Below are 20317 nucleotides of genomic sequence, written 5' to 3'. Positions count from 1 at the left end.
TTATTCCTCCTTATGATCATCGATCAATTTTTTCAGTTCTTCAGCTTGCTTTGTTGAGAGCTTTTTGCCACCGATAAAGGCGGTCAAAAATCTTGGAAGAGAGCCTCCAAACGTATCTTCAACAAACACTCTGCTTTGTAATGCATATAATTCTTCTTTTGTTATTAAGGAATTTACTATAGCATTCTGATTTACACAGATACCTTTATCACATAGTGTCTTCAGTACTGTGTAAGTGGTAGATTTCTTCCAGTTGAATTCCCTATCACAAAGTTTGACCAGTTCTCCGGATCCAATCGGTTCATATTGCCAGATTAATTCAGCAAATCTTGTTTCGCTTTGGGATAATTTATAATCATTCATATACTGAGCCCTCCCTTTCATAAATTTAGATATACTTAGATATTGTAATACACATAAATTAACAGAATCATTTTATTGTTTAATAATTTGAATAAATTGGGTTAATACGCTGGTCTATAATATATAGACCTTATTGTTTTAGTCTATATGTTATAGACCAAAATGTCAATCCATTTAAATAATTATTTTACAAATAATAGGGTGTATGGTTTAATTGATATAAAGTTAATTTAGCTGACAACGTACGGGCGTGATGAATAACATAATAAGAAGAGATTTTTATCATATTGAGTAGATATCATGATAAAAAGATATAAGCGTATAGGAGGATGATTTGTGTCAGAGGATTTTAATTTAGAACGATATTTATCTAGAGGAGTGGAAGCGATTGTGAAGCGAGCAATCCGTGCTACCTTGAAGGATCCGAAGGAAAGTATATTTATCGGAAAATATGCTTTGGCAAGTAAAAAAGCGACAGAACTTCGTCGTAAAGCCAAGGAACAGGGGGAGAATATTCCACCATTCCTTATAGCAAGTATTACCAATAGTTGTAATCTTCATTGCGCTGGATGTTACTCTAGGGCGAATAATCAATGTGGCGATAAAGAGGGAACGGATCAGTTAAGTGCCGAGGAATGGTTTAGAATATTTAAAGAAGCGCAGGTTTTAGGAATCGGTTTTATCCTTTTGGCGGGTGGTGAACCAATGCTTCGGCGGGATGTAATTGAAATGGCTGGAAAAACACCAAGTATTATATTTCCCATCTTCACAAATGGAACGATGTTTAATGAATCTTATATGAAACTTTTTGATGATAGAAGAAACTTAATCCCGGTGTTCAGTATAGAAGGGTATCAGGATAATACAGATGGACGACGGGGTCTAGGTGTTTATAACCGCGTAATAACGGCTATGGAACAGATGATGCAAAATCATCTTTTATATGGTGCCTCGGTTACAGTTACAAAGGAGAATATCAAGGAAGTTACCTCCGATGCATTTATTAAAGAATTAATAAAATATGAATGTAAAGTATTATTTTACATAGAGTATGTTCCGGTTACGGAGGAAAGTATTCCTTTGGCGCCGGAACAGGAAGAACGAGATTTCCTGAACGAAAAATTATGTATTCTGAGAGAAAAATATGAGAATATCATAGTTATTTCTTTTCCGGGGGATGAGAAGAGTTCCGGCGGTTGCCTTGCAGCCGGAAGAGGGTTCTTTCATATAAATTCTCAGGGAGGGGCAGAACCATGCCCGTTCTCACCTTATTCCGATGTAAACATTAAGGATATTACCTTGAGGGAGGCGCTATGCTCAAAATTATTTTTAAAGCTTCAACAGGAGAATGTTCTTATGGAAGATCATAAAGGTGGATGTGTATTATTTGAGAAAAAAGAGGTTGTTGAGCATTTGTTGGAAAATGATTAGTTTAAAATAAGAAATCAATTTAATAATAATCAATGTTATGAAGGGATTAGACTCTTCAAAAACAGTTATCCATAACAGTTGATGATTACCAAAGTAAAAACTTCTTTTATGCAGATACTATCAATGTAATCTTAAAATTTTATTTTTTTGTAAATAGAAAAATTAGATTACAATAAGTATCTGTAGGAAAGGAGTTTTTTATGTCTGATAATTGTTTGGCTATTTCAAACATACCTATTCAGAAGTGGGGAACATTATACAATGATGAAGAAGCTCTGAATATTGGTACGATTTTTCAGGAATTAAATATGCCATTTTTTGCTACCGAAGGTGTCTTGCGTACGAAAAGTGCAATTGCCCAAGGGACTCAAAGTGCAACGTTAAGTGAACGTGAAGCAATGATGGAGAAGATTTATCAGATTGGTTTTGTGCTGGATGATCTAACTCTTTATTTGGATACACATGAGAGAGATGAGCAAGCATTACGCTTATATCATCAGAAAACAGATGAGTATGCGCAGATTAGAAAACAATTTGCTCAGAAGTTTTATCCATTAACCAGATTATGTATTCCGGATGCGATGGATCAGAATGAAACTGTTTTCTGTTGGACAGAAGGGCCGTTGCCCTGGGAAGGAGCAAGTGCTTAATGTGGGTTTATGAAAAAAGATTGCAATATCCGGTGAAAATAACAAAGCAGTGTCCTAAGACAGCGCAAATGATTATAAGTCAATATGGAGGTCCGGATGGAGAATTATCCGCATCTATGCGATATCTTTCCCAGCGCTATTCCATGCCTATCAAAGAAGTGGGTGGACTTCTCACCGATATCGGTACGGAGGAGCTGGCTCATATGGAAATTATATGTGCCATGGTATATCAGCTAACGAGTCATTTGACTATTGAACAGGCAAAAGAAGCAGGATTTGATGCCTATTATGTGGATCATACCACAGCTATCTGGCCACAGGCGGCTTCATCATTGCCATTTACAGCGATTGAATTTCAATCCAAAGGAGATGCGATTACAGATCTGACTGAGAATTTAGCTGCAGAACAAAAAGCGAGAACGGTCTATGATAATTTGCTTCGTATGATTCCTGATCCTGAGATACAAGAGCCCCTAAAATTTCTTCGAGCCAGAGAAATAGTACACTTCCAAAGATTTGGAGAGGCACTCGAGAAGACGAAAGATAAAATGAATAGCAAAAACTTCTATTATTTTAATCCCGAGTTTGATAAAGATTTTAAAGAGAATACCTTCGAATATAATACAAAACCTGAGAAAGTGTTGATTTACAAATAAATATTAGGTGAATGAAAAAGCCTTACAGATTATGAACCGACCCTAAAATGTAAAATCCAGCGATTGGAGGTCGGCTCATAATGATCTGTAGGGCTTTAATTAACTAAAAAAATAGTTAAAAATAATCTGTTTTACAAATTAATAAATAAATTCATGTAGGATCAAAATTTGTAAGTATTGTTTTTTATAACATGATAATATTAATATCATCATCCGATAAAATTTAGTAATATATGAAATGAGCCAAACATATACATATAATAGGGAGATATATACTATTGTCCTGGTTTGAAATGGGGGACGAGTAAATGAATAGAAAACATAGAAAGGAATTATGCTTATATTGTATTACGATTTCTGTAATTTCGGCAACTTTTGGAGTGGTTGCCGGTTGTGTAATAAAGGACTTGATTAGTGATAATATAATATTTTCTTCCGTCTTCATTGCAATTATGGGAACAGCATTATTCTCTTACTTGTTTTTATGTTATTTATGTAAGGGCAAGTTCATATCCACAGCTAACAAAAAGAAATTATTGAAAAATGGGTACTGGACATTTATGATGGTTTTGTTCCTGGCGTATTATTTTTGCCATTATAAAGTGTTTTTTAAAACCTATCAACCGAATACATTCGGGATAGATCAGCAGCAATATATATTATTGGTTAACTTTGGTGTTTTCCTATGCGCATCGATTATTATATATTATTTTATTATTCGTCAGTTTGAGGTAAAGGAGTTACGAATAGGAACTAAAGGAGTCGAACTAACGGTAACAGAAAAATTAGCGGAAAGTCAAAAAGAGTCTCTAAATATTAATACCAGTTTGATTCGAACCATAACGGATCATATATGCCATATTGACAGCATTATCAATTACCTTAGTACATTAAATTATGTATCCAGTTCCATAAATCTTCCGGAATACACCAATATCCTAAAGAGCGTTTTAATGCCTATAACCAAGAACTACGATGGGATGAGTATTACAGTTCTTTTGGAAGAGGAATTTGATCCATATATGAAAAAAGAATTGGCATACCACCAACGAGAAATTGAAAAAATTAGGAGCGTAATTCAAAAAGACGAAATATATCGTTATGAAAATGATCTGTTTTTGGAATTTGAATTAGGAGAATTCCATAATTATTCGAAAACAGTTCGCATATATATAATAATACATGTCAATGAGCTGTATGCTGATGAAGCAGGCCAATTAATTTATACATATTTAAACGTATTTGAAGCCATATACTCAAAATATTGTTTGATTAAACTAATTAAGGAGGAATAGGATGTCCAAAATTGATTATGCTAGTTTGTTCAACCATCTGCCGGCAAAAAAGAGTGCAGCAGCTATCTGTGATAATAAGTTCGTAACAAAGGAGAAATTACCTTCCACGATTGGAGTAAATATTAGTGAGAGAATCGATAGAAATATAAAAGCCTCTTCCTATATGGTAAAGAGGTGCGATTAACATCTTATTATTCTGTGCATAATATATTATAAGTATTATGCGCAGGATGGTGTTGTTATTGAATTTCAATTATTATATCGATATGGATTATTTGGAGGAAAACCGAGAAAAAGGTGCTCCTATTTTAGAGAATAAATATGTTGTTGAATATAAATCGATGCGCATAAACGGGATTAGCATTGTGGATCGGATTGAGAAGATATTTAATACATGATATGTGTTCAAGTCAGTGTGTAATTTGTTTTCAACTGAGAAAGTTTAATTGATTGTCGTAAAGAAGGGCGTGTTGCAAAACTGTTTTAATAAATGGTTTTGCAGCACGTTCTTTCTTTATAGGCAAAAAAAATAAGACATATCATTTCGATTGTCCTTGTCTAAGATCTGTTTTTGGGTTTTAGCGCGACTTTAATAAAGATATGTACTTTTCTTGAATTTATGCACTTTCTTTTACTGGATGTAGGTGGTTTCCTAGTCGTCCATTTTGGATTTTTGCATGCAGTTTGTTGAGATTATAGCCTAAACAAAGAAGAATAAACTCAGTTTTTACGTTGTTTTTACCTCGTGTTAAAAATCGATTGAAATCATAATCATTTTTCAGGACACCAAAGGCTCCTTCTACCTGAATGGATCGATTAACTCTCAACTTAATTCCCTGATCTGTCATTATATTTTCATGGGATTTTTTTCGTTCCTTAATAAATGTTTTAGATAACTCCATTCGCCTATTTCCTTGCGCTTTTGTACACTTGGACTTGTAGGAACATCCATTGCAATCCTCACATTCATATACCGTAAGTCTGGAGCGATAGCCGGACGCTGATTTCTTATGATGAATTCCTACTGGCCACAAAATTCGGTCGTTCGCACAGACATAAGCATCTGCCTCTTCTAAATATCTCATGTTTTCAGATCTTTTGATATCATCCTTAAAGCTTTTTTTCTTCCATATCTCATAACTTTGAGGTTTGATATATGGTGTAATGTTTTCTCTATCTAGATATCGATAGTTTTCCTCGCTCTCATATCCCGAATCCGCAATAAGGTTCGTGTACTTACGTCCCAACTTTTCCAACATACCATTTAACATGGGAATTAAGGTTGCCACATCATTTCTATCCTGAAAAATCTCTACTCCTGTTACATACTCACTTTCAACCGCGATTTGTACATTATACCCGGGTTTTAACTGCGAATTCCGCATATGATCTTCCTTCATATGCATAAAGGTTGCATCCTCATCTGTTTTGGAATAGCTATTTCGGTTTTTCATAAGCTCCTTGCCAATATCGTATTTTTCTTTTCGTTCCTTATATTCCTCTAATTGCTCAATCCATTTTTGAACCTGTGTTTTTCGCTTTCCTATACCGTGTACAAATGGGATTTTTCTGCTTTCTTTTTCTGAATATAACCATAAAAGAATACCTTCAATATCTTGAATAGCAGTTTCCTTTGAAAAAGAAAACTCTTTGATTTCTGACAGATTAATTTCAGCTATCAGTTTTATAGCTTTATCCATCATCTTATCTTCATTCTTAAGAATAACTTTTTTCCAGACAAATGTGTATTTATTGGCATTTGCCTCGATTTTTGTTCCGTCAATAAATGCATTCTCAAACTGAATTTCACCTATATCATGTAGAACTAGAACCATCTGATAAAAAAGTCGGTCAACCACTCCTTCTGATAGATAGTTTCTTCGAAAGCGGCTAATAGTAACGTGATCAGGAGCTTTCTGTCCGGCTAGAAGCCAGCGGAAGTTAATATCTCTGCGGCATGCTGTTTCGATTTTCCTAGTTGAGTATATGTTCTGTGAATAAGCATAGGTCATGATCTTGAACATGGTCTGTGGTTCCACTGCCGGATTTCTTCCTGTAGAAGAGTAAGCCTTATACAACTCTGTGTAATCTAATCCCTCCAATATGTGGCTCAGCAGTCGGACAGAATCATCTTCAGGTATCAAACCTTCCAAACTTAATGGTAAAACTAGTTGATATCCTTGATTAAGTTCGGTATAATTTTTCTTGTGTAATTGTGTTATTCGCATGACCTAATTATACCACTTTTGCGGATTCTTCGGAATCCGCATTTTTGTTTCTGCATAGAAAAGAGGCTGCTACAAAACTATTTTGTTTTGCAACAGCCCCTTTACTGCATATCTATTAAAACTGTCTAATGGATAAATAAATTACACGCTATATTTTACCTTTGAGAATAAAAACAAGTTCTATGTTGTTATTCAATGATTATGTTTACCCCTCCGGAGGAACTACTTTCACTGTGACTCCAAAATTGAGTTGTAACATTTTTATTCTTATAATTTGAGAATTGGCTTGCCATTCCCCAAATCGGTTGAATGACTAATTTTAAATCTTTGTTGTATTCATAGTTTAGATAAAGGGTATTGCCTTTCATATTCGCTGAAAAATGTGGCTTTGTGAAATCGGTAATATTGATACCATTTATTATTTTAAAGGGATAATCATAATATATTGTAAGCTTGTTTCCGGTGACTTTCATTGAATCTTGATCCTGTGTTTCAAAATACATATCATATTGATTATGGCTACTTTCATCTAAGTCTTTAATGTTTTTGCTTGTTACTACTTTGATCGTGCTATTTTTGTCAAGCTGTGACAGATCAAAGCTTATGCTCTTGAAGGGTGAGTCTACATTATCGACATTGGTAATACTGTTACTGAATGGTGACAGAAAGAAAACGGATCCGGCGATTAAGGTAAAGCCTATTGATAACACAAGAACTAAAGTAGTTACAATAATAGCTATCGATTTATTGATTTTATTGGTCTTGTAGTAAACTGTATAGTGATTTATTAGGATGAAGATTAAATTGAGTAGTAAAAAGGTAATAATTGCTTTCAGGAAAAAAAATACGAGATTATGTTCGTAAATAAAAAATCCCAAAAGCTTCGGTACATTCTTTATAGACCAGATAATGTTAATAATTAATGTTGCACCAATTGCAAACAGTGTGATAATTGCATAAAAACCGAATTTACGTATGAGTGTTCCTACTAATATAATCAAGGAACAAATCAATAAGGAATATACTAAAAAAGTAAAAAACCCTACGAAGACAAATCCAATATCAAAATTCAGTGCAAACATTATATTTTTACTAAATGAAGCTATGATTCTTAAGGTAATAAAATCAATTAGAAACATAACCAAAACCGTAAGGGATACAATGAATGTTAAATAGTAGGAATCTAACACGAAGGATAAAAATCGGGTATTGTTTGTTTGAGGATAAATAGCCATACATTCATTTTCCTTACGATATATCATATTAAGAATAATGAAACCGACCATTAAGCCCCCAAAAATACTTGATGAAAATTCTTGTATTTGAATAATGGAAGGATAACTTTTGTTTTGGAGAAGCATGACGATAGATGGAATTAAGTTACTGATCATCATAAAAAACATAATAGAAAAATAAATGATATATCCTCTTTTCCCGGATCGAATCTTTGTAAGGGTTAGTTTTTTGACATATTGAAATTCTTCTTTTACCATAAACATTGTAGTTGATCCTCCTTGTTTTGCTTCGTTAGATAGATACACAAATCTTCTGTTCGTACCGTAGAGAGAGTTAAGCCAATTTTATCAATTTCTGCTTTTACAGAAGGAGTTAATGGTTCGTATATTATAGCGAAGCTTTGTACTGAGCTATTTTGTCGTTCTAATACTTTTTTGTCCCCAATAAAAGTATCTATTAGTGGGGCAGCACCGTCGATACGGTAAGCGCTTTGACGTATCTCATCAATATTATCGTGTAATACCTTTTCCCCTTTTTCAATCAATAGAACATCGGATAATACTCCTTCGAGTTCGTTAAACAGATGACTTGATATGATGAAGGTTCGAGGGTTTTCGGTGTATTCTCTTAATAAGATGTCATATGCAGCACGTCGTACGGTAATATCCATTCCTAAAACAGGTTCATCGAGCATGGTGAGACTACACCGGCAGGAGAGGGCGGTCAGAAAATTAAAAATACTACCCATTCCTTGAGATAAATTCTTATATTTCATCTTAGGGCTTAATTCGAAATATTTCATAAGCTTATTTGCAAACGTTAAATCAAAGTTGGGAAATAACGTGTCATAGTTTTGCAATATGGTTTTTAAATTCAATTCTTTTTGATATCCAAAGTTATGATAAGTATAAATAAGATTTTGTAACACCTTAATATTATCCATTGGTTTTTCACCAAATACTGAAGCTGTTCCGGAAGTTAATTCGAGCTGTCCGGATAAGATCTTCATCAGAGTTGTCTTCCCGCTGCCATTACGCCCAATCAGTCCTGTTATACTATTTTGAGGAATTTCTATTGATAGATCATTTATTGCTGTATTTTTACTAAATTGCTTTTTTAGATTATTTGTTTGCACTACAATTTCATTCATTCTATTTACCCCTTCCCTGATAGTGATTCTTGATTAACTCAATTAATTCCTGCTCTGAAAGCTTTAGCATATCTGCTTCACTTGTCAATCGCTCGATGAGCTCTACCAGTCCACTTTCTTTTCTTTCTTTCATTAATATATTTTTCGCTCCTTTTGCTACAACCATGGAAAGCCCTCGTTGTTTTTCCAAAATCCCCTTTTGTACCAACAAATTAATCCCTTTTGCTGCAGTAGCAGGATTTACATTCAATTCTTTTGCGATAACGAGTTGAGAGTAACATCCATCTCCTTCTTTCAACTTATCGTATATAATATCATCCTCAATTCCCTCTGCGATTTGCAGATATACGGGTTTTATACTGTCAAAATTTATTTTCAATTTATCACCACCTTTACTACATTAGTTATGTAATGTAGTATATATCGAATGTAAGTATATGTCAATCGGTTTTTGCAAAAATATGTTATTTTTTATTTGTTATATGACTGAGGAACGGCTCTTATATATACTGAAAAGACAGACTAGTGTGATAAGACAAGGCATTATCAATCATGTGAGAGAAGATAAAATTGTATCATTATAGAATAAACCAGAGCATGTTTTAGTTTAGTAGTATTTTTATTAATCTGATAAAGAATCTTAAGGAATTGATTGACAAAACATAATTATAGATATAACATATATGTATAGTATAATTAGAATTATTTTTGAAAGAAGGTCATATTATGAGAATTAATTTATCATGTCCTATTTCCGGAGAACAACGTGATAATACTACAGCCAGAGTGGTTGCAGGATTTGTTCTGTTGATAACGGGGACAGCGTTATATATAGCATGGCAAATATCAATCAATATAGCAGCAATTATTAGTGGACTATTGTCTGTAGATTTTATAATTCGGGCCTTTATCAAACCGAAGTATAGCCCTTTAGCAACCTTGGCAAGAGGAATTGTTACCGGACTAAATTTATCAAAGAATATGGTGGATGGAGCACCTAAAGTATTTGCAGCACGTATCGGTGTAGTATTTTCGATGGTAGGTGCAATTTTGTATGCTGGTAATTTACTTAATGCTGGTACGGTTATATTAGTCATATTATTGATCTGTGCAGGTTTGGAATCTCTTCTTGGATTTTGTTTAGGATGCTGGATGTATTCGTTATTTCCTAAGAATATAGGAAGATTGTTATCTAAGCAATTGGTGAAATGATTTGATTGGATTCAGAGCTGAGAATAATATTACAATTAATGAGTTACTATAGATATTATCTACTCGAATTATACAAGGAGAGGAAATATGAGTGCAAAAGAAACTGTATTAGAAGTGATGAAAGCTGCAGGTAAGCCGGTTAGCGCAGGAGAGGTTGAGAAGTTGTCCGGTTTAGATCGTAAAGAAATAGATAACGCATTTAAAGAGTTGAAAAAGGAAGATGCAATTGTATCTCCGGTACGTTGTAAGTGGGAGGCAAAATGATAGATGTATTCGCTGATTATTTATTAACAATAGACAACCTGGAATATCGTGCTAGGATGGAAGAAGTCTTTCACTGGATTCATAGTAAGTTTCCATCGCTAGAGCCTAAAATAGCTTGGAACCAACCTATGTTTACGGATCATGGTACTTATATTATCGGGTTCAGTGTGTCGAAAAAACATATGGCAGTAGCGCCGGAAAGCGCCGGTATTGCTCATTTCTCCGATCTAATTGCACAAGCCGGTTACGAATATACCAAACAGTTGATTCGTATGCCATGGGATATCGCACTTGATTATAATCTACTTGAGGATATGATAAAGTTCAATATTGAGGATAAGGCAAATTGTACTACGTTTTGGAGATAACATGAAATAGGTAGAACCATTACTTGGTTAGATTAGATATATGGAAAGCAGAAATTATTATATAGAGACAAATAGGAGTGGGTTACAAGATTCCTATTTGTTTCTTTTTTATTCTATATGAAATTACTGCAAAGTGATAAAGTCAGCGAAACCTATAGAATAAAAATCTCTCCGCGAAGGATGCGGACTCAGCGCTTAAGAGCTTGTCACTAGTGATACAATATCTGCCCAATATTCATTCTGTAACAGAAAGTAATATCTCTATGGTATACTAATAAAACTGTATATTTGAATAAAGCTGTATGTTATATGGATTTTGAAATAAATATAAAGAGTAAATAAATAGATTTTCCATAATGCATAATAAAGTTATCGCTTGACTTAGAGTTAACTTTAAGTGATATTCTATATAGAATATATTCAAACTTTATATAATTAATTGGTGTTTTCAGGAGGTCAAAGTGATGGCAAAACCGCAGGATTTGTATGTAATAAGAGGAAATGTGATAAAGAACAGAATTGTTATGGAGCCGGTTTATACATTTTCTTTTCAAGGAGATAATGGTTCGTTTTACGGAAAACAACATCTGGAGCATTATACTAAATGTGCGAAAGGAGGAGTAGGATTACTCATCGTACAAGGTACATATGTTGTGGGAGCAATGGATAAGACCAATTTGTGGACGGTGGATAATACTAAAATATTAAGGGATATCGCTACTAATTGTCACTCTGAGGGTGTGACAGCAGTTCTGCAATTATCCGGTGGTGATAGAGATATTAATGAAATGACACTTCATGAGATAAATATGCTTCAGTCAGATATGCTTCAAGCATCAATTACATCAGCAGAATTGGGTTATGATGGAGTAGAATTTCATTTTGCTCATGGCTTTACATTTTGTAAATTTCTTGATGCCTCGTTCAACACTAGAACCGATCAATACGGAGGAAATATTGAAAACAGAGCAAGAATACTGACAGAAGTAATACCACAGATACGTAATAACACACCTGAAAATTTCATGATTGGTGTCAGAATGGGAGCTTGCCAACCTGATATAGAAAATGGTCTTGAGGCCGGGAGGGTATTGGAAGCAGCCGGAATTGATTTATTAAACATATCATTTGGGATGAAACCGCCAATTATCTCACTACCGAAGGACTTTCCCTGTAGCGAGATAACCTATAGTGCGAGCATGATAAAAAAAGAAATAAATCTCCCAATAATTGCAGTAAATGAAATACGTAGGAAAGAGCAGATTAGCTATCTATTAGAAAAGGATTATGCTGATTTTATAGGTGTCGCAAAAGCAATCTTAGCAGATCCGGATTTTCCAAATCATATATTAAATGACGAATCAATTAACAAATGTTTTGCTTGTAAAAGCTGTTTATGGTTTACCGATCATACCAAATGTCCTGCAAGAAAAGGTATAATATAAATAATAAAAATATAGTTATTTCAAGGAGACGTATTAGGAGTTGGCAAGATATCCTATGCGTCTCCTTTTGTTGTAATATCAGTAATTTAATAGTAATATACGGGCACGATAAACAATTCAAGTAATTAATGGAAAATTATCTTGACAAAAATGGAAACTTGCGCTAATATAAAACATATAATATATGTATGTTTACTATGATATTTTAGATTTATAAATAATTCTCTTATAAACAAATAACCCATCTAGAAATCAATAAAAAATCAACTAGCAAAATAGGAGGTCACTTATATATGTCAAAAGTTAATCTATCATTACCAGATGTGCAGATTCGTGAAATACGAATTAATTCGATTACCGGATATCAGGGCGATGCAAAAGATCTGGTTAATGAATCACAATGCGGTTTAAAGGATAAAAATCGTTCCTTTAGCCAATGTTTAGGCTGTGCTACATCGAAAGCTGCTTGCATGACGATACTGATCCAGGATGGTGCTGTTATCAGCCATGGACCGGTTGGTTGTGCATCCTGTCTGCATGAATTCGCGTTCACGTATCGAGTTAATTCACCATTAAGAGATGTGGAACAACCAACACAACGTAAAATCTATTCCACAAACTTACAGGAAAAGGATACTGTGTACGGGGGAAATGCGAAACTGGAAAAAGCGATCAGAGAAGTGCATGAGAGAACAAAGGTTAATGCGATTTTTGTCTTAACTACTTGTGCTGCAGGAATTATCGGTGACGATGTGGAGAGTGTGTGTGAGCAGGCAGAAGAGGAGTTAGGTATTCCGGTTGTGGCAATTTTCTGTGAAGGGTTTCGTTCCCGTGTGTGGACGACAGGCTTTGATGCAGCATATCACGGAATTGCACGTAAGCTGATTGAAAAACCGAGGGAAAGACGTCAAGATATTATCAATGTTATAAACTTTTGGGGCAGCGATATATTCAAAGAGTGGTTTGAACCATTTGGAGCTGTACCTAATTATATTACCCCTTATTCTACTACTCAGTCATTAAAGTATTCTTCAGAAGCAGCAGCAACGGTTCAGGCATGTTCTACCCTTGGCAGTTATCTGGGTGCGGTACTGGAGCAGGAGTTTGGTGTACCTGAGATTCCGGCAGCACCGCCTTATGGAATCGCACAAACAGACAGGTGGTTTCGTGCACTTGGTAAGACTCTCGGGAAAGAAGAGATAGCTGAAAAAATAATTGCACAGAAAAAGGAAGAATACTTACCTAAAATCGAAGCATTACGTGAGAAGTTAAAAGGGAAAACTGCATATGTAACAGCTGGTGCAGCGCATGGCCACGCACTACTTGATATACTTGGTGAGTTAGGGCTTGATGCAACCGGTGCAGCGATATTCCATCATGATCCGGTTTATGATAGCGGACGTGTTGAGAATGATCAACTGGCTCAACGTGTGAATGATTATGGTAATGTACCGAATTTCAATGTGTGCAACAAACAAGAGTTTGAACTTGTGAATGCCTTAAATAAAATTCGTCCGGATATCCTGATGGCTCGCCATGGAGGTATGACACTTTGGGGCGCTAAGCTTGGAATTCCATCACTTTTAATTGGGGATGAACATTATGGAATGGGTTATGAAGGGCTGGTTAATTACGGGGAACGTATTTTAGAAACACTCGAAAACGATGAATTTGTTAAGAACCTGGAAAAACATGCGGTTAATCCATATACAAAATGGTGGCTGAATCAGGAGCCGCACTATTTTCTTACAGGAGGAAGCAATAAATGAGCGGAATAATAGAACAAGAGCGTTACACCTGTGCAATCGGTGCACTGCAAAGTGTTGTGGCTATCCCAAAGGCGGTACCGATATTACATTCAGGACCAGGCTGTGGAGATATGATACAGGGCTTTTTTGAGCGAAGCACTGGTTATGCGGGAGGAAGCACTTCACCCTGTACTAATTTTTCGGAAAAAGAGGTTGTATTCGGCGGTATTGATAGACTTCGTCAGATCATTACGAATACATATAAAGTACTGGATACTGATTTACAGGTGGTTCTTACCGGATGTACGGCAGGTATCGTTGGAGATGATGTTGATAGCCTTGTTAGAGAATTTCAAGAGGAGGGAAAACCAATTGTATCGGTAGAAACAGCAGGATTTAAAGCAAGTAATTTTGAGGCGCATAGTCTTGTTGTAAATGCGATTATCGATCAATATGTTTCTCTTTATGAAGTAGATAATAAACCAAAGAGTGAAGCAAATACAGTGAATTTATTTGCCTCCATACCATATCAAGATCCATTTTGGAAGGGGAATTTGTCAGAATATAAACGCCTTTTAACCGGGCTTGGATTGAAAGTGAATGTTTTATTCGGTCCGGAATCAGGTGGTGTTCGTGAGTGGGAATCCATACCAAGAGCTAATATTAATATATTAGTCAGTCCTTGGTACGGAAAACCCATTGTAGATAATCTTAAGAGTAAATATAAGCAAGAGTATACCTGGTTTCCTCATATCCCAATCGGAGCAAATGAGACAGAGAAATTTTTGAAACAAGTGGTGGAATTTGCGCTGGAGCAAGGTGCTGATATCGATGAGGAAAAGGCACTTGCATTTATCAAGCATGAATCGGATGCTTATTATGAAGAGATTGATAATTTAGCAACATTTTTATTAGAATTTCGATATGGCCTTCCGAATCATGTACACATATTGCATGATGCCGGATATGTAGTCGCCTTAAGTAAATTCTTACTTCATGAAGTCGGAATCGTACCGAAGGAACAGTTTGTGGTTGATAATACTCCGGAACGATTTCATGAGGATATCCGCAAAGAACTGCAAAGCACTTCGGATAAAAGAGAAATTCCGATTTATTTTGAACCGGATGCCGGCAAAGCTCAGGATGTTATACGTGGTTTAAAGCATGATGGTCGAGGTATTATAATCGGTAGCGGGTGGGATAAAGAACTGGCGAAAGAGAAGGAATATGATTATCTATCAGCATCGGTACCCACACCCTACCGATTGGTATTAACTACAAATTATGCAGGATTTTCAGGGGGGCTCAGAGTGATTGAGGATATCTATCATAATGTTCTGGCGACCTATAGATAATGTGAATTATTGAAAAGTATAATTCACATTTGAAGTTTGTGCCTGCGAAATCCTAGTCACTAATTAATAGCAAAAGGAAGGCATGTATTTATCGTATGAGAGTAGCATTTGCAAGTTATGATAATATCAGGGTGGATCAACATTTTGGGGATGCGCGTTATTGGCAGATTTATGATATCGATACATTAGGAACGTATGTTGAATCACGTAAGGTACCAGTTTCATATCAAGGGCAGGGAGCTCATGAAAAAAAATTCGAACTGATTCTTACTCTTATTAGTGATTGTGAGGCGATATTTGTTGTTCAGATTGGAGAAAGTGCTGTGGAATATATGATTCATCATAATAAGCGTGTATTTGAAGTAACTGGAGAGATACCTTTTATTATAGACGAATTGATAAAGAGTGATTTATTAATTAAAGATAACTATTAAATCCATATATATGTGTGTTGCAGGTCATGGAACGTAGGAAAGGCGGTGGGTATTATGTGTAGCGACTGTGACAGGAGCGATGCAAAATTTTTATTAAGAAGGAGAGAAAAATCATGTCAGCAGAACAATATTTATTTGATACACAAAGACTGCGGGTGGGCTATGAACCAAAAGAGCATAACTATGCGGTATCACCTCCGATTTATCAAACCGCAGCGTATGATTTTCGGGATGTAGAGAATGCAGCGGGATTATTTGGACTTCGTGAGGCAGGCTTCCTTTACACCCGTGTAGGAAATCCTACAGTTGGAGTACTGGAGGAACGTGTGAAAATTCTGGACGGAGCCTCAGGGGCAATCGCACTGGCATCCGGCATGGCAGCGATAAGCTATACCTTACTAAATCTAGCAGAAGGAGGGGGAAGAATTCTGACCTCACCCTATCTCTATGGCGGAAGCGCGGATAGTTTTAAAAAGATATATCCAAAACTTGGGATCGAATTTGATTATGCGAAGAATATTGAAACACCGGAAAGACTTGGTGAGGAGATAAAACCAGATACAAAAGCGATATATATAGAAAGTATATCAAATCCTAATACCGTGCTACTTGACATTGATGCAATCGCGAAAGTGGCTCATGAGCATGGAATCCCTTTAGTAGTCGATAATACAGTGGCTACACCATACCTGTATAACCCGATCGCACATGGTGCTGATATTGTAGTGTACTCTGCGACGAAGGGGTTGAACGGACATGGTAATGCGATCGCCGGACTTGTGTTAGAAGCAGGTAGATTTAATTATCAAACGGATAGATTCCCTCAATTTAGTGAGAAGTATTATACCTTACGAGATATTGATGGGAATCATAGAAGCTTTCCTGAAATCTTTCCTGATTTCCCGTTTACAAGTAGGATTCGCTTTAACTATTTGAATTACTTCGGTGCCGCTTTATCGCCGTTTGATGCCTATTTAGCTATCATTGGCTTAGAGACAATATCCGAACGACTTGCAAAGCAATCACAGAATGCGTTAGCTCTTGCAAAGTATCTATTAAATCACTCTCAGGTTGAGTGGGTTCGTTATCCGGGCTTAGAGAGTAGCAAGTATTATAATTTATATCAGCGGGACTACAAACGAGGAGCGGGCGGTATCTTATCCTTTGGTTTTAAGGGGACAGGGGAGCAGCGAGAAACCTTCCTGAACTCCATCGAACTTTTTCATTACCATGTAAATATTGGTGATGCAAGATCACTTATCGTTAATTCTCCGCAAACAACACATGGTGAATTGTTAGCGGATGAGAAGAAGGTGGCAGATATTCCGGAGAATTTGATTCGAATATCAGCAGGATTAGAGGATGTGACAGATCTGATTAAGGATTTAGAGCAGGCATTCCAAAAATCGATCGGGTAATTTTTTTTAAGCCAAAACATATTAAACATATATATAATAAATGTAGCATATGTAAGAGGAACAATATAATATTAAGGAGGAGAAATTCATGAAACATCGCAGTCTTTATGCAGTTTTAGTAGTACTTGTATTAGCATTTTCCACATTATTAAGCGCTTGCTCCGGCAAGCCGGTTACCACGGATAATCCAAATCCGTCAACAGAGGGAACAAAAGGTGCAGCAACGGATTCACCTTCAAAAGCTCCCGAGAAATTTAAATTCGGTAAAATTGATATTCCTGGTAAAGATGGTGCGCTTTGCGGTGCTCCGATTTATATCGCATATGAAAAAGGCTTTTTTGCAGAAGAAGGCTTTGATGTAAATCTGATCTCTGCTGATGCAGAAACACGTAAAATCGGTTTGAACAATGGTACCATTCCTATTGTAAATGGTGACTTTCAGTTCTTCCCGTCCATCGAAAACGATGTGAAGGTTAAGGTTGTAGATGGTTTACATAATGGGTGTATTAAATTCCTTGTGAAAAAGGATTCTAAAATTCAGGGTGTAAAGGATCTCAAAGGGTTAAAGATTGGTGTAGATGAAATTGGTGGTACCCCTCATCAGGTTGCTTCGGTTTGGCTTGAGAAAAATGGAATTTCTGCAAAACCTGAGAAAGGTGAGGTGAAATTCCTTCCATACAATGATGGTAATCTGGAAGTGGAAGCTCTTAATAAAGGAGATATTGATGTTGCCGCATTATGGGATCCATTTGGTTCTGTTCAGGAAAAGACCGGAAAATACCGTGTTATCTTTGATTTATCCACGGATCCTACTTTTGCCGGAAAATACTGCTGCTTCCTTTATGCGTCTGAAAAAGTGCTGAATGACAGTCCGGAAAAAGTAGCGGCATTGTTAAGAGCGTATCGTAAGGCGCAGGACTGGATATCTAAGAATCCCGAGGAAACGGTGCAGATTATCATAGATGGTAAATACGCACAGATAGAAGATAAGGAACTAGCTGTTTCATTAATCAAATCGTATGAGTATCCGTCGAAAGAAGACCGTGACTCAAATAAACAAAATGTCGAGTCTGATGTGAATTATTTCTCAACAGAACTTTATAATATCGGTTACTTAAAAACTAAGCCGGCTGATTTTGTAAAAAAAGCATATCAAAATGTTGACGTGACACTTGGTCAGTAGGAGGCATCATCCTTGAGTATATTAAATAATTCTACTGTTCCTCCCCTAATTAAACAGGGGAGGAACAAAAAAAAGCAAATGAGCTTTCAAAAGTTCCTACTTGCATCCTTTTTTACAATCGCCGGTTTTGCAATTGCGATACTGGCTAATATATTATTTAGGCAGGTTGCTGAAGTAAAAATTACTTCCTATGCATATGGTTCACTGGTTATTAGTATTAATGATGCATATCGTATCGTGTTAGGTTTTCTTATCCTTTTATATGCAGGCATCGCCTTATACTCCTTCTTTGATCAGGATAGGAGAATAAAGTTTGCAAAACATGCGCCGTTTCGATTTGCTCTCGGTGGTGCGCTAGCATTATGGGATATCCTTGGCACAAAATTATTGATTCTTCCACAGCCTTTCTTTCCGGGACCGGCTCGTATCATCGAGGCATTCCTGATGGAAGGTGACTATATATGGACGAATACATTATATTCCCTACGATTATTTGCCGTTGGTTTTATCCTCGGCGTTATATTCGGTGTGGGTACTGGTATACTGATTGGGTGGTTTCCTAAGGTTCACTACTGGGTATTTCCGATTCTTAAAATTACCGGGGTTATTCCTGCGGTTGCCTGGATGCCCTTTGCGCTAACTTTGTTTCCGACTCCTTTTGCTGCGGCTTCATTTTTAATTGTGATTTGTGCTTGGTTCTCCATCGCATCACTAACCGCACAAGGAATTCAAAGTACGCCGAAAACTCAATTTGAAGTGGCAAGGACGCTTGGAGCTAAGACTCCTTACCTTGTATTTCACGTAGCGATTCCACATGCCCTACCTCAAATATTTTCAGGTATCACCAACGCGAATGGTTTTGCATTCACCACACTTGTTATGGCTGAAATGATGGGGCAGCCAGGAGGGTTAGGATACTATATTAATGCTTCCAAGGTGTGGAGTGCGTATTATAAGGTATTTGCAGCAATTATTGTGATGGCAGTCTTGTTCAGTTTAATTATGGAGGGAATAAGCTTGATTCAAAAGCATGTTCTAAGGTGGCAGAAAGGTTTGGTGAAGAGCAGTGAGCAGTGATACTATAATCGAAATCAAAAATGTCAACCGCACCTACATAGATGATAAGGATAACTTTGTGGAGGCGTTAAAAGATATCAATTTGACCATCCGCCCTGGTGAATTTGTATCGATAATCGGTTCCTCAGGCTGTGGTAAAACAACCTTACTTCGACTTATCGCAGGACTGGATCTTCCTGAATCCGGTTTACTGACACTGGATGGACAGGAAATCACGGCTCCCAATCCACAAAGAGGTTATGTAGTACAACAAGGAGGGTTGTTTCCGTGGTTGACTGTGGAACAAAATATTGCAACCGGATTAAAGGCAACACATATATATCGTGAGAATAAAGATCAGGTGGCACATTATATCGATTTGATCGGATTGAATGGATTTGAAAAATCCTACCCCCATCAAATCAGTGGAGGTATGGCACAGCGTGTAGCGATTGCCCGTGCATTGATTAATAAACCAAAGGCATTACTTCTCGATGAGCCAATGGGAGCACTGGATTCCTTCACCCGCGCCGATATCCAAGATAAGCTACTGGAACTTCGTAAAGAAAATGATGCAACCATGATCCTAGTTACGCACGATGTAGATGAAGCAATTTATCTAAGTGATCGTATTGTAATTATGACACCTCGTCCGGGAAAGATAAGTGAAATAAGGTCAATAAAATTATCCCATCCACGGGATCGAGGTTCAAATGAGTTTTTATCCATCCGTGGTGAAATACTTGAGAAATTACATTTAGCAAGTGCTCAGCCCCAGGTGGAATATACAATTTGATTCCGGTAAATAAAAAGAGGCGGTTTAAC

22 protein-coding genes are annotated in these 20317 nt (G+C 36.4%); 17 read left to right on the top strand and 5 right to left on the bottom strand.

Going from position 1 to position 20317, the window contains the following annotated elements; all coding sequences use genetic code 11:
- A complete protein-coding gene (locus tag AC6IWN_RS08670; RefSeq protein ID WP_497991978.1) occupies window positions 1-363 on the bottom strand; it encodes a BlaI/MecI/CopY family transcriptional regulator in 363 nt (120 codons plus the stop codon).
- A gap of 336 nt (window positions 364-699) precedes the next feature.
- On the opposite strand from AC6IWN_RS08670, the gene AC6IWN_RS08665 reads away from it, so the two are divergent.
- The 6 genes from AC6IWN_RS08665 to AC6IWN_RS08640 all read left to right on the top strand — a co-directional run bounded on the left by AC6IWN_RS08665 (window position 700) and on the right by AC6IWN_RS08640 (window position 4793).
- On the top strand, window positions 700-1794 hold the full coding sequence (locus AC6IWN_RS08665) for a radical SAM/SPASM domain-containing protein (RefSeq protein ID WP_497991977.1): 1095 nt from the start codon (window positions 700-702) through the stop codon (window positions 1792-1794).
- Between the two features lie 200 nt (window positions 1795-1994).
- The gene (locus tag AC6IWN_RS08660) at window positions 1995-2444 is read left to right on the top strand and encodes a spore coat protein CotJB (RefSeq protein ID WP_497991976.1); all 450 of its coding nucleotides are present in this window, start codon (window positions 1995-1997) and stop codon (window positions 2442-2444) included.
- Window positions 2444-3100, top strand: a complete 657-nt coding sequence (locus tag AC6IWN_RS08655) for a manganese catalase family protein (RefSeq protein ID WP_497991975.1) — start codon at window positions 2444-2446, stop codon at window positions 3098-3100. Before AC6IWN_RS08660 ends, AC6IWN_RS08655 begins: the two co-directional genes overlap by 1 nt.
- Window positions 3101-3408: 308 nt before the next feature.
- The gene (locus AC6IWN_RS08650; RefSeq protein WP_497991974.1) at window positions 3409-4395 is read left to right on the top strand and encodes a hypothetical protein; all 987 of its coding nucleotides are present in this window, start codon (window positions 3409-3411) and stop codon (window positions 4393-4395) included.
- Window position 4396: 1 nt separating this feature from the next.
- A complete protein-coding gene (locus tag AC6IWN_RS08645) occupies window positions 4397-4579 on the top strand; it encodes a hypothetical protein (protein ID WP_497991973.1) in 183 nt (60 codons plus the stop codon).
- Window positions 4580-4637: 58 nt separating this feature from the next.
- A complete protein-coding gene (locus AC6IWN_RS08640; RefSeq protein WP_497991972.1) occupies window positions 4638-4793 on the top strand; it encodes a hypothetical protein in 156 nt (51 codons plus the stop codon).
- Window positions 4794-5012: 219 nt separating this feature from the next.
- On the opposite strand, the gene AC6IWN_RS08635 is transcribed toward AC6IWN_RS08640, so the two are convergent.
- From AC6IWN_RS08635 to AC6IWN_RS08620, 4 genes are all read right to left on the bottom strand, one after another.
- Window positions 5013-6623, bottom strand: a complete 1611-nt coding sequence (locus tag AC6IWN_RS08635) for an IS1182 family transposase (RefSeq protein ID WP_497987278.1) — start codon at window positions 6621-6623, stop codon at window positions 5013-5015.
- Window positions 6624-6811: 188 nt separating this feature from the next.
- A complete protein-coding gene (locus AC6IWN_RS08630) occupies window positions 6812-8122 on the bottom strand; it encodes a hypothetical protein (protein ID WP_497991971.1) in 1311 nt (436 codons plus the stop codon).
- On the bottom strand, window positions 8110-9009 hold the full coding sequence (locus tag AC6IWN_RS08625) for an ATP-binding cassette domain-containing protein (protein WP_497991970.1): 900 nt from the start codon (window positions 9007-9009) through the stop codon (window positions 8110-8112). Before AC6IWN_RS08625 ends, AC6IWN_RS08630 begins: the two co-directional genes overlap by 13 nt.
- A gap of 1 nt (window position 9010) precedes the next feature.
- Window positions 9011-9388, bottom strand: coding sequence for a GntR family transcriptional regulator (locus AC6IWN_RS08620; protein ID WP_497991969.1), 378 nt, complete (start codon window positions 9386-9388; stop codon window positions 9011-9013).
- A gap of 347 nt (window positions 9389-9735) precedes the next feature.
- Here AC6IWN_RS08620 and AC6IWN_RS08615 point away from each other — a divergent pair, with 347 nt between their 5' ends.
- From AC6IWN_RS08615 to AC6IWN_RS08565, 11 genes are all read left to right on the top strand, one after another.
- Entirely contained in the window at window positions 9736-10221 is a 486-nt protein-coding gene (locus AC6IWN_RS08615) for a DUF4395 domain-containing protein (RefSeq protein ID WP_497991968.1), read from the top strand.
- Window positions 10222-10308: 87 nt separating this feature from the next.
- A complete protein-coding gene (locus AC6IWN_RS08610) occupies window positions 10309-10485 on the top strand; it encodes a hypothetical protein (protein WP_497991967.1) in 177 nt (58 codons plus the stop codon).
- Window positions 10482-10853, top strand: a complete 372-nt coding sequence (locus AC6IWN_RS08605) for an iron chaperone (protein WP_497991966.1) — start codon at window positions 10482-10484, stop codon at window positions 10851-10853. The genes AC6IWN_RS08610 and AC6IWN_RS08605 overlap by 4 nt, the downstream gene beginning before the upstream one ends.
- A 464-nt stretch (window positions 10854-11317) precedes the next feature.
- Window positions 11318-12298, top strand: coding sequence for an oxidoreductase (locus AC6IWN_RS08600; RefSeq protein WP_497991965.1), 981 nt, complete (start codon window positions 11318-11320; stop codon window positions 12296-12298).
- 293 nt (window positions 12299-12591) lie between these two features.
- The gene (locus AC6IWN_RS08595) at window positions 12592-14067 is read left to right on the top strand and encodes a nitrogenase component 1 (RefSeq protein ID WP_497991964.1); all 1476 of its coding nucleotides are present in this window, start codon (window positions 12592-12594) and stop codon (window positions 14065-14067) included.
- Window positions 14064-15401 (top strand): nitrogenase component 1, encoded by a 1338-nt coding sequence (locus AC6IWN_RS08590; protein ID WP_497991963.1) that lies wholly within the window; start codon window positions 14064-14066, stop codon window positions 15399-15401. Before AC6IWN_RS08595 ends, AC6IWN_RS08590 begins: the two co-directional genes overlap by 4 nt.
- Before the next feature lie 95 nt (window positions 15402-15496).
- Window positions 15497-15835 (top strand): NifB/NifX family molybdenum-iron cluster-binding protein, encoded by a 339-nt coding sequence (locus AC6IWN_RS08585; protein ID WP_497991962.1) that lies wholly within the window; start codon window positions 15497-15499, stop codon window positions 15833-15835.
- Between the two features lie 113 nt (window positions 15836-15948).
- Window positions 15949-17253, top strand: a complete 1305-nt coding sequence (locus AC6IWN_RS08580; RefSeq protein WP_497991961.1) for an O-acetylhomoserine aminocarboxypropyltransferase/cysteine synthase family protein — start codon at window positions 15949-15951, stop codon at window positions 17251-17253.
- 88 nt (window positions 17254-17341) lie between these two features.
- Entirely contained in the window at window positions 17342-18436 is a 1095-nt protein-coding gene (locus tag AC6IWN_RS08575) for an ABC transporter substrate-binding protein (RefSeq protein ID WP_497991960.1), read from the top strand.
- Window positions 18437-18448: 12 nt separating this feature from the next.
- Window positions 18449-19513 carry an ABC transporter permease gene (locus AC6IWN_RS08570; RefSeq protein ID WP_497991959.1) on the top strand — a complete coding sequence of 355 codons (1065 nt, stop codon included), beginning with the start codon at window positions 18449-18451 and terminating at the stop codon, window positions 19511-19513.
- Window positions 19503-20288, top strand: a complete 786-nt coding sequence (locus AC6IWN_RS08565; RefSeq protein WP_497991958.1) for an ABC transporter ATP-binding protein — start codon at window positions 19503-19505, stop codon at window positions 20286-20288. The genes AC6IWN_RS08570 and AC6IWN_RS08565 overlap by 11 nt, the downstream gene beginning before the upstream one ends.
- The last annotated feature ends 29 nt before the right edge of the window (window positions 20289-20317 follow it).

Source organism: Variimorphobacter sp. HTMS_6, from assembly GCF_059717775.1.
Note: the sequence above shows the minus strand (reverse complement) of the source record. Positions and strands in the feature narration are given on the sequence as shown.

Coding starts and splice junctions, on each gene's coding strand:
- AC6IWN_RS08670 (WP_497991978.1), bottom strand. CDS start 363: ATGAATGATTATAAATTATCCCAAAGCGAAACAAGATTTGCTGAATTA.
- AC6IWN_RS08660 (WP_497991976.1), top strand. CDS start 1,995: ATGTCTGATAATTGTTTGGCTATTTCAAACATACCTATTCAGAAGTGG.
- AC6IWN_RS08655 (WP_497991975.1), top strand. CDS start 2,444: ATGTGGGTTTATGAAAAAAGATTGCAATATCCGGTGAAAATAACAAAG.
- AC6IWN_RS08650 (WP_497991974.1), top strand. CDS start 3,409: ATGAATAGAAAACATAGAAAGGAATTATGCTTATATTGTATTACGATT.
- AC6IWN_RS08645 (WP_497991973.1), top strand. CDS start 4,397: ATGTCCAAAATTGATTATGCTAGTTTGTTCAACCATCTGCCGGCAAAA.
- AC6IWN_RS08635 (WP_497987278.1), bottom strand. CDS start 6,623: ATGCGAATAACACAATTACACAAGAAAAATTATACCGAACTTAATCAA.
- AC6IWN_RS08630 (WP_497991971.1), bottom strand. CDS start 8,122: ATGTTTATGGTAAAAGAAGAATTTCAATATGTCAAAAAACTAACCCTT.
- AC6IWN_RS08625 (WP_497991970.1), bottom strand. CDS start 9,009: ATGAATGAAATTGTAGTGCAAACAAATAATCTAAAAAAGCAATTTAGT.
- AC6IWN_RS08615 (WP_497991968.1), top strand. CDS start 9,736: ATGAGAATTAATTTATCATGTCCTATTTCCGGAGAACAACGTGATAAT.
- AC6IWN_RS08610 (WP_497991967.1), top strand. CDS start 10,309: ATGAGTGCAAAAGAAACTGTATTAGAAGTGATGAAAGCTGCAGGTAAG.
- AC6IWN_RS08605 (WP_497991966.1), top strand. CDS start 10,482: ATGATAGATGTATTCGCTGATTATTTATTAACAATAGACAACCTGGAA.
- AC6IWN_RS08600 (WP_497991965.1), top strand. CDS start 11,318: ATGGCAAAACCGCAGGATTTGTATGTAATAAGAGGAAATGTGATAAAG.
- AC6IWN_RS08595 (WP_497991964.1), top strand. CDS start 12,592: ATGTCAAAAGTTAATCTATCATTACCAGATGTGCAGATTCGTGAAATA.
- AC6IWN_RS08590 (WP_497991963.1), top strand. CDS start 14,064: ATGAGCGGAATAATAGAACAAGAGCGTTACACCTGTGCAATCGGTGCA.
- AC6IWN_RS08585 (WP_497991962.1), top strand. CDS start 15,497: ATGAGAGTAGCATTTGCAAGTTATGATAATATCAGGGTGGATCAACAT.
- AC6IWN_RS08580 (WP_497991961.1), top strand. CDS start 15,949: ATGTCAGCAGAACAATATTTATTTGATACACAAAGACTGCGGGTGGGC.
- AC6IWN_RS08575 (WP_497991960.1), top strand. CDS start 17,342: ATGAAACATCGCAGTCTTTATGCAGTTTTAGTAGTACTTGTATTAGCA.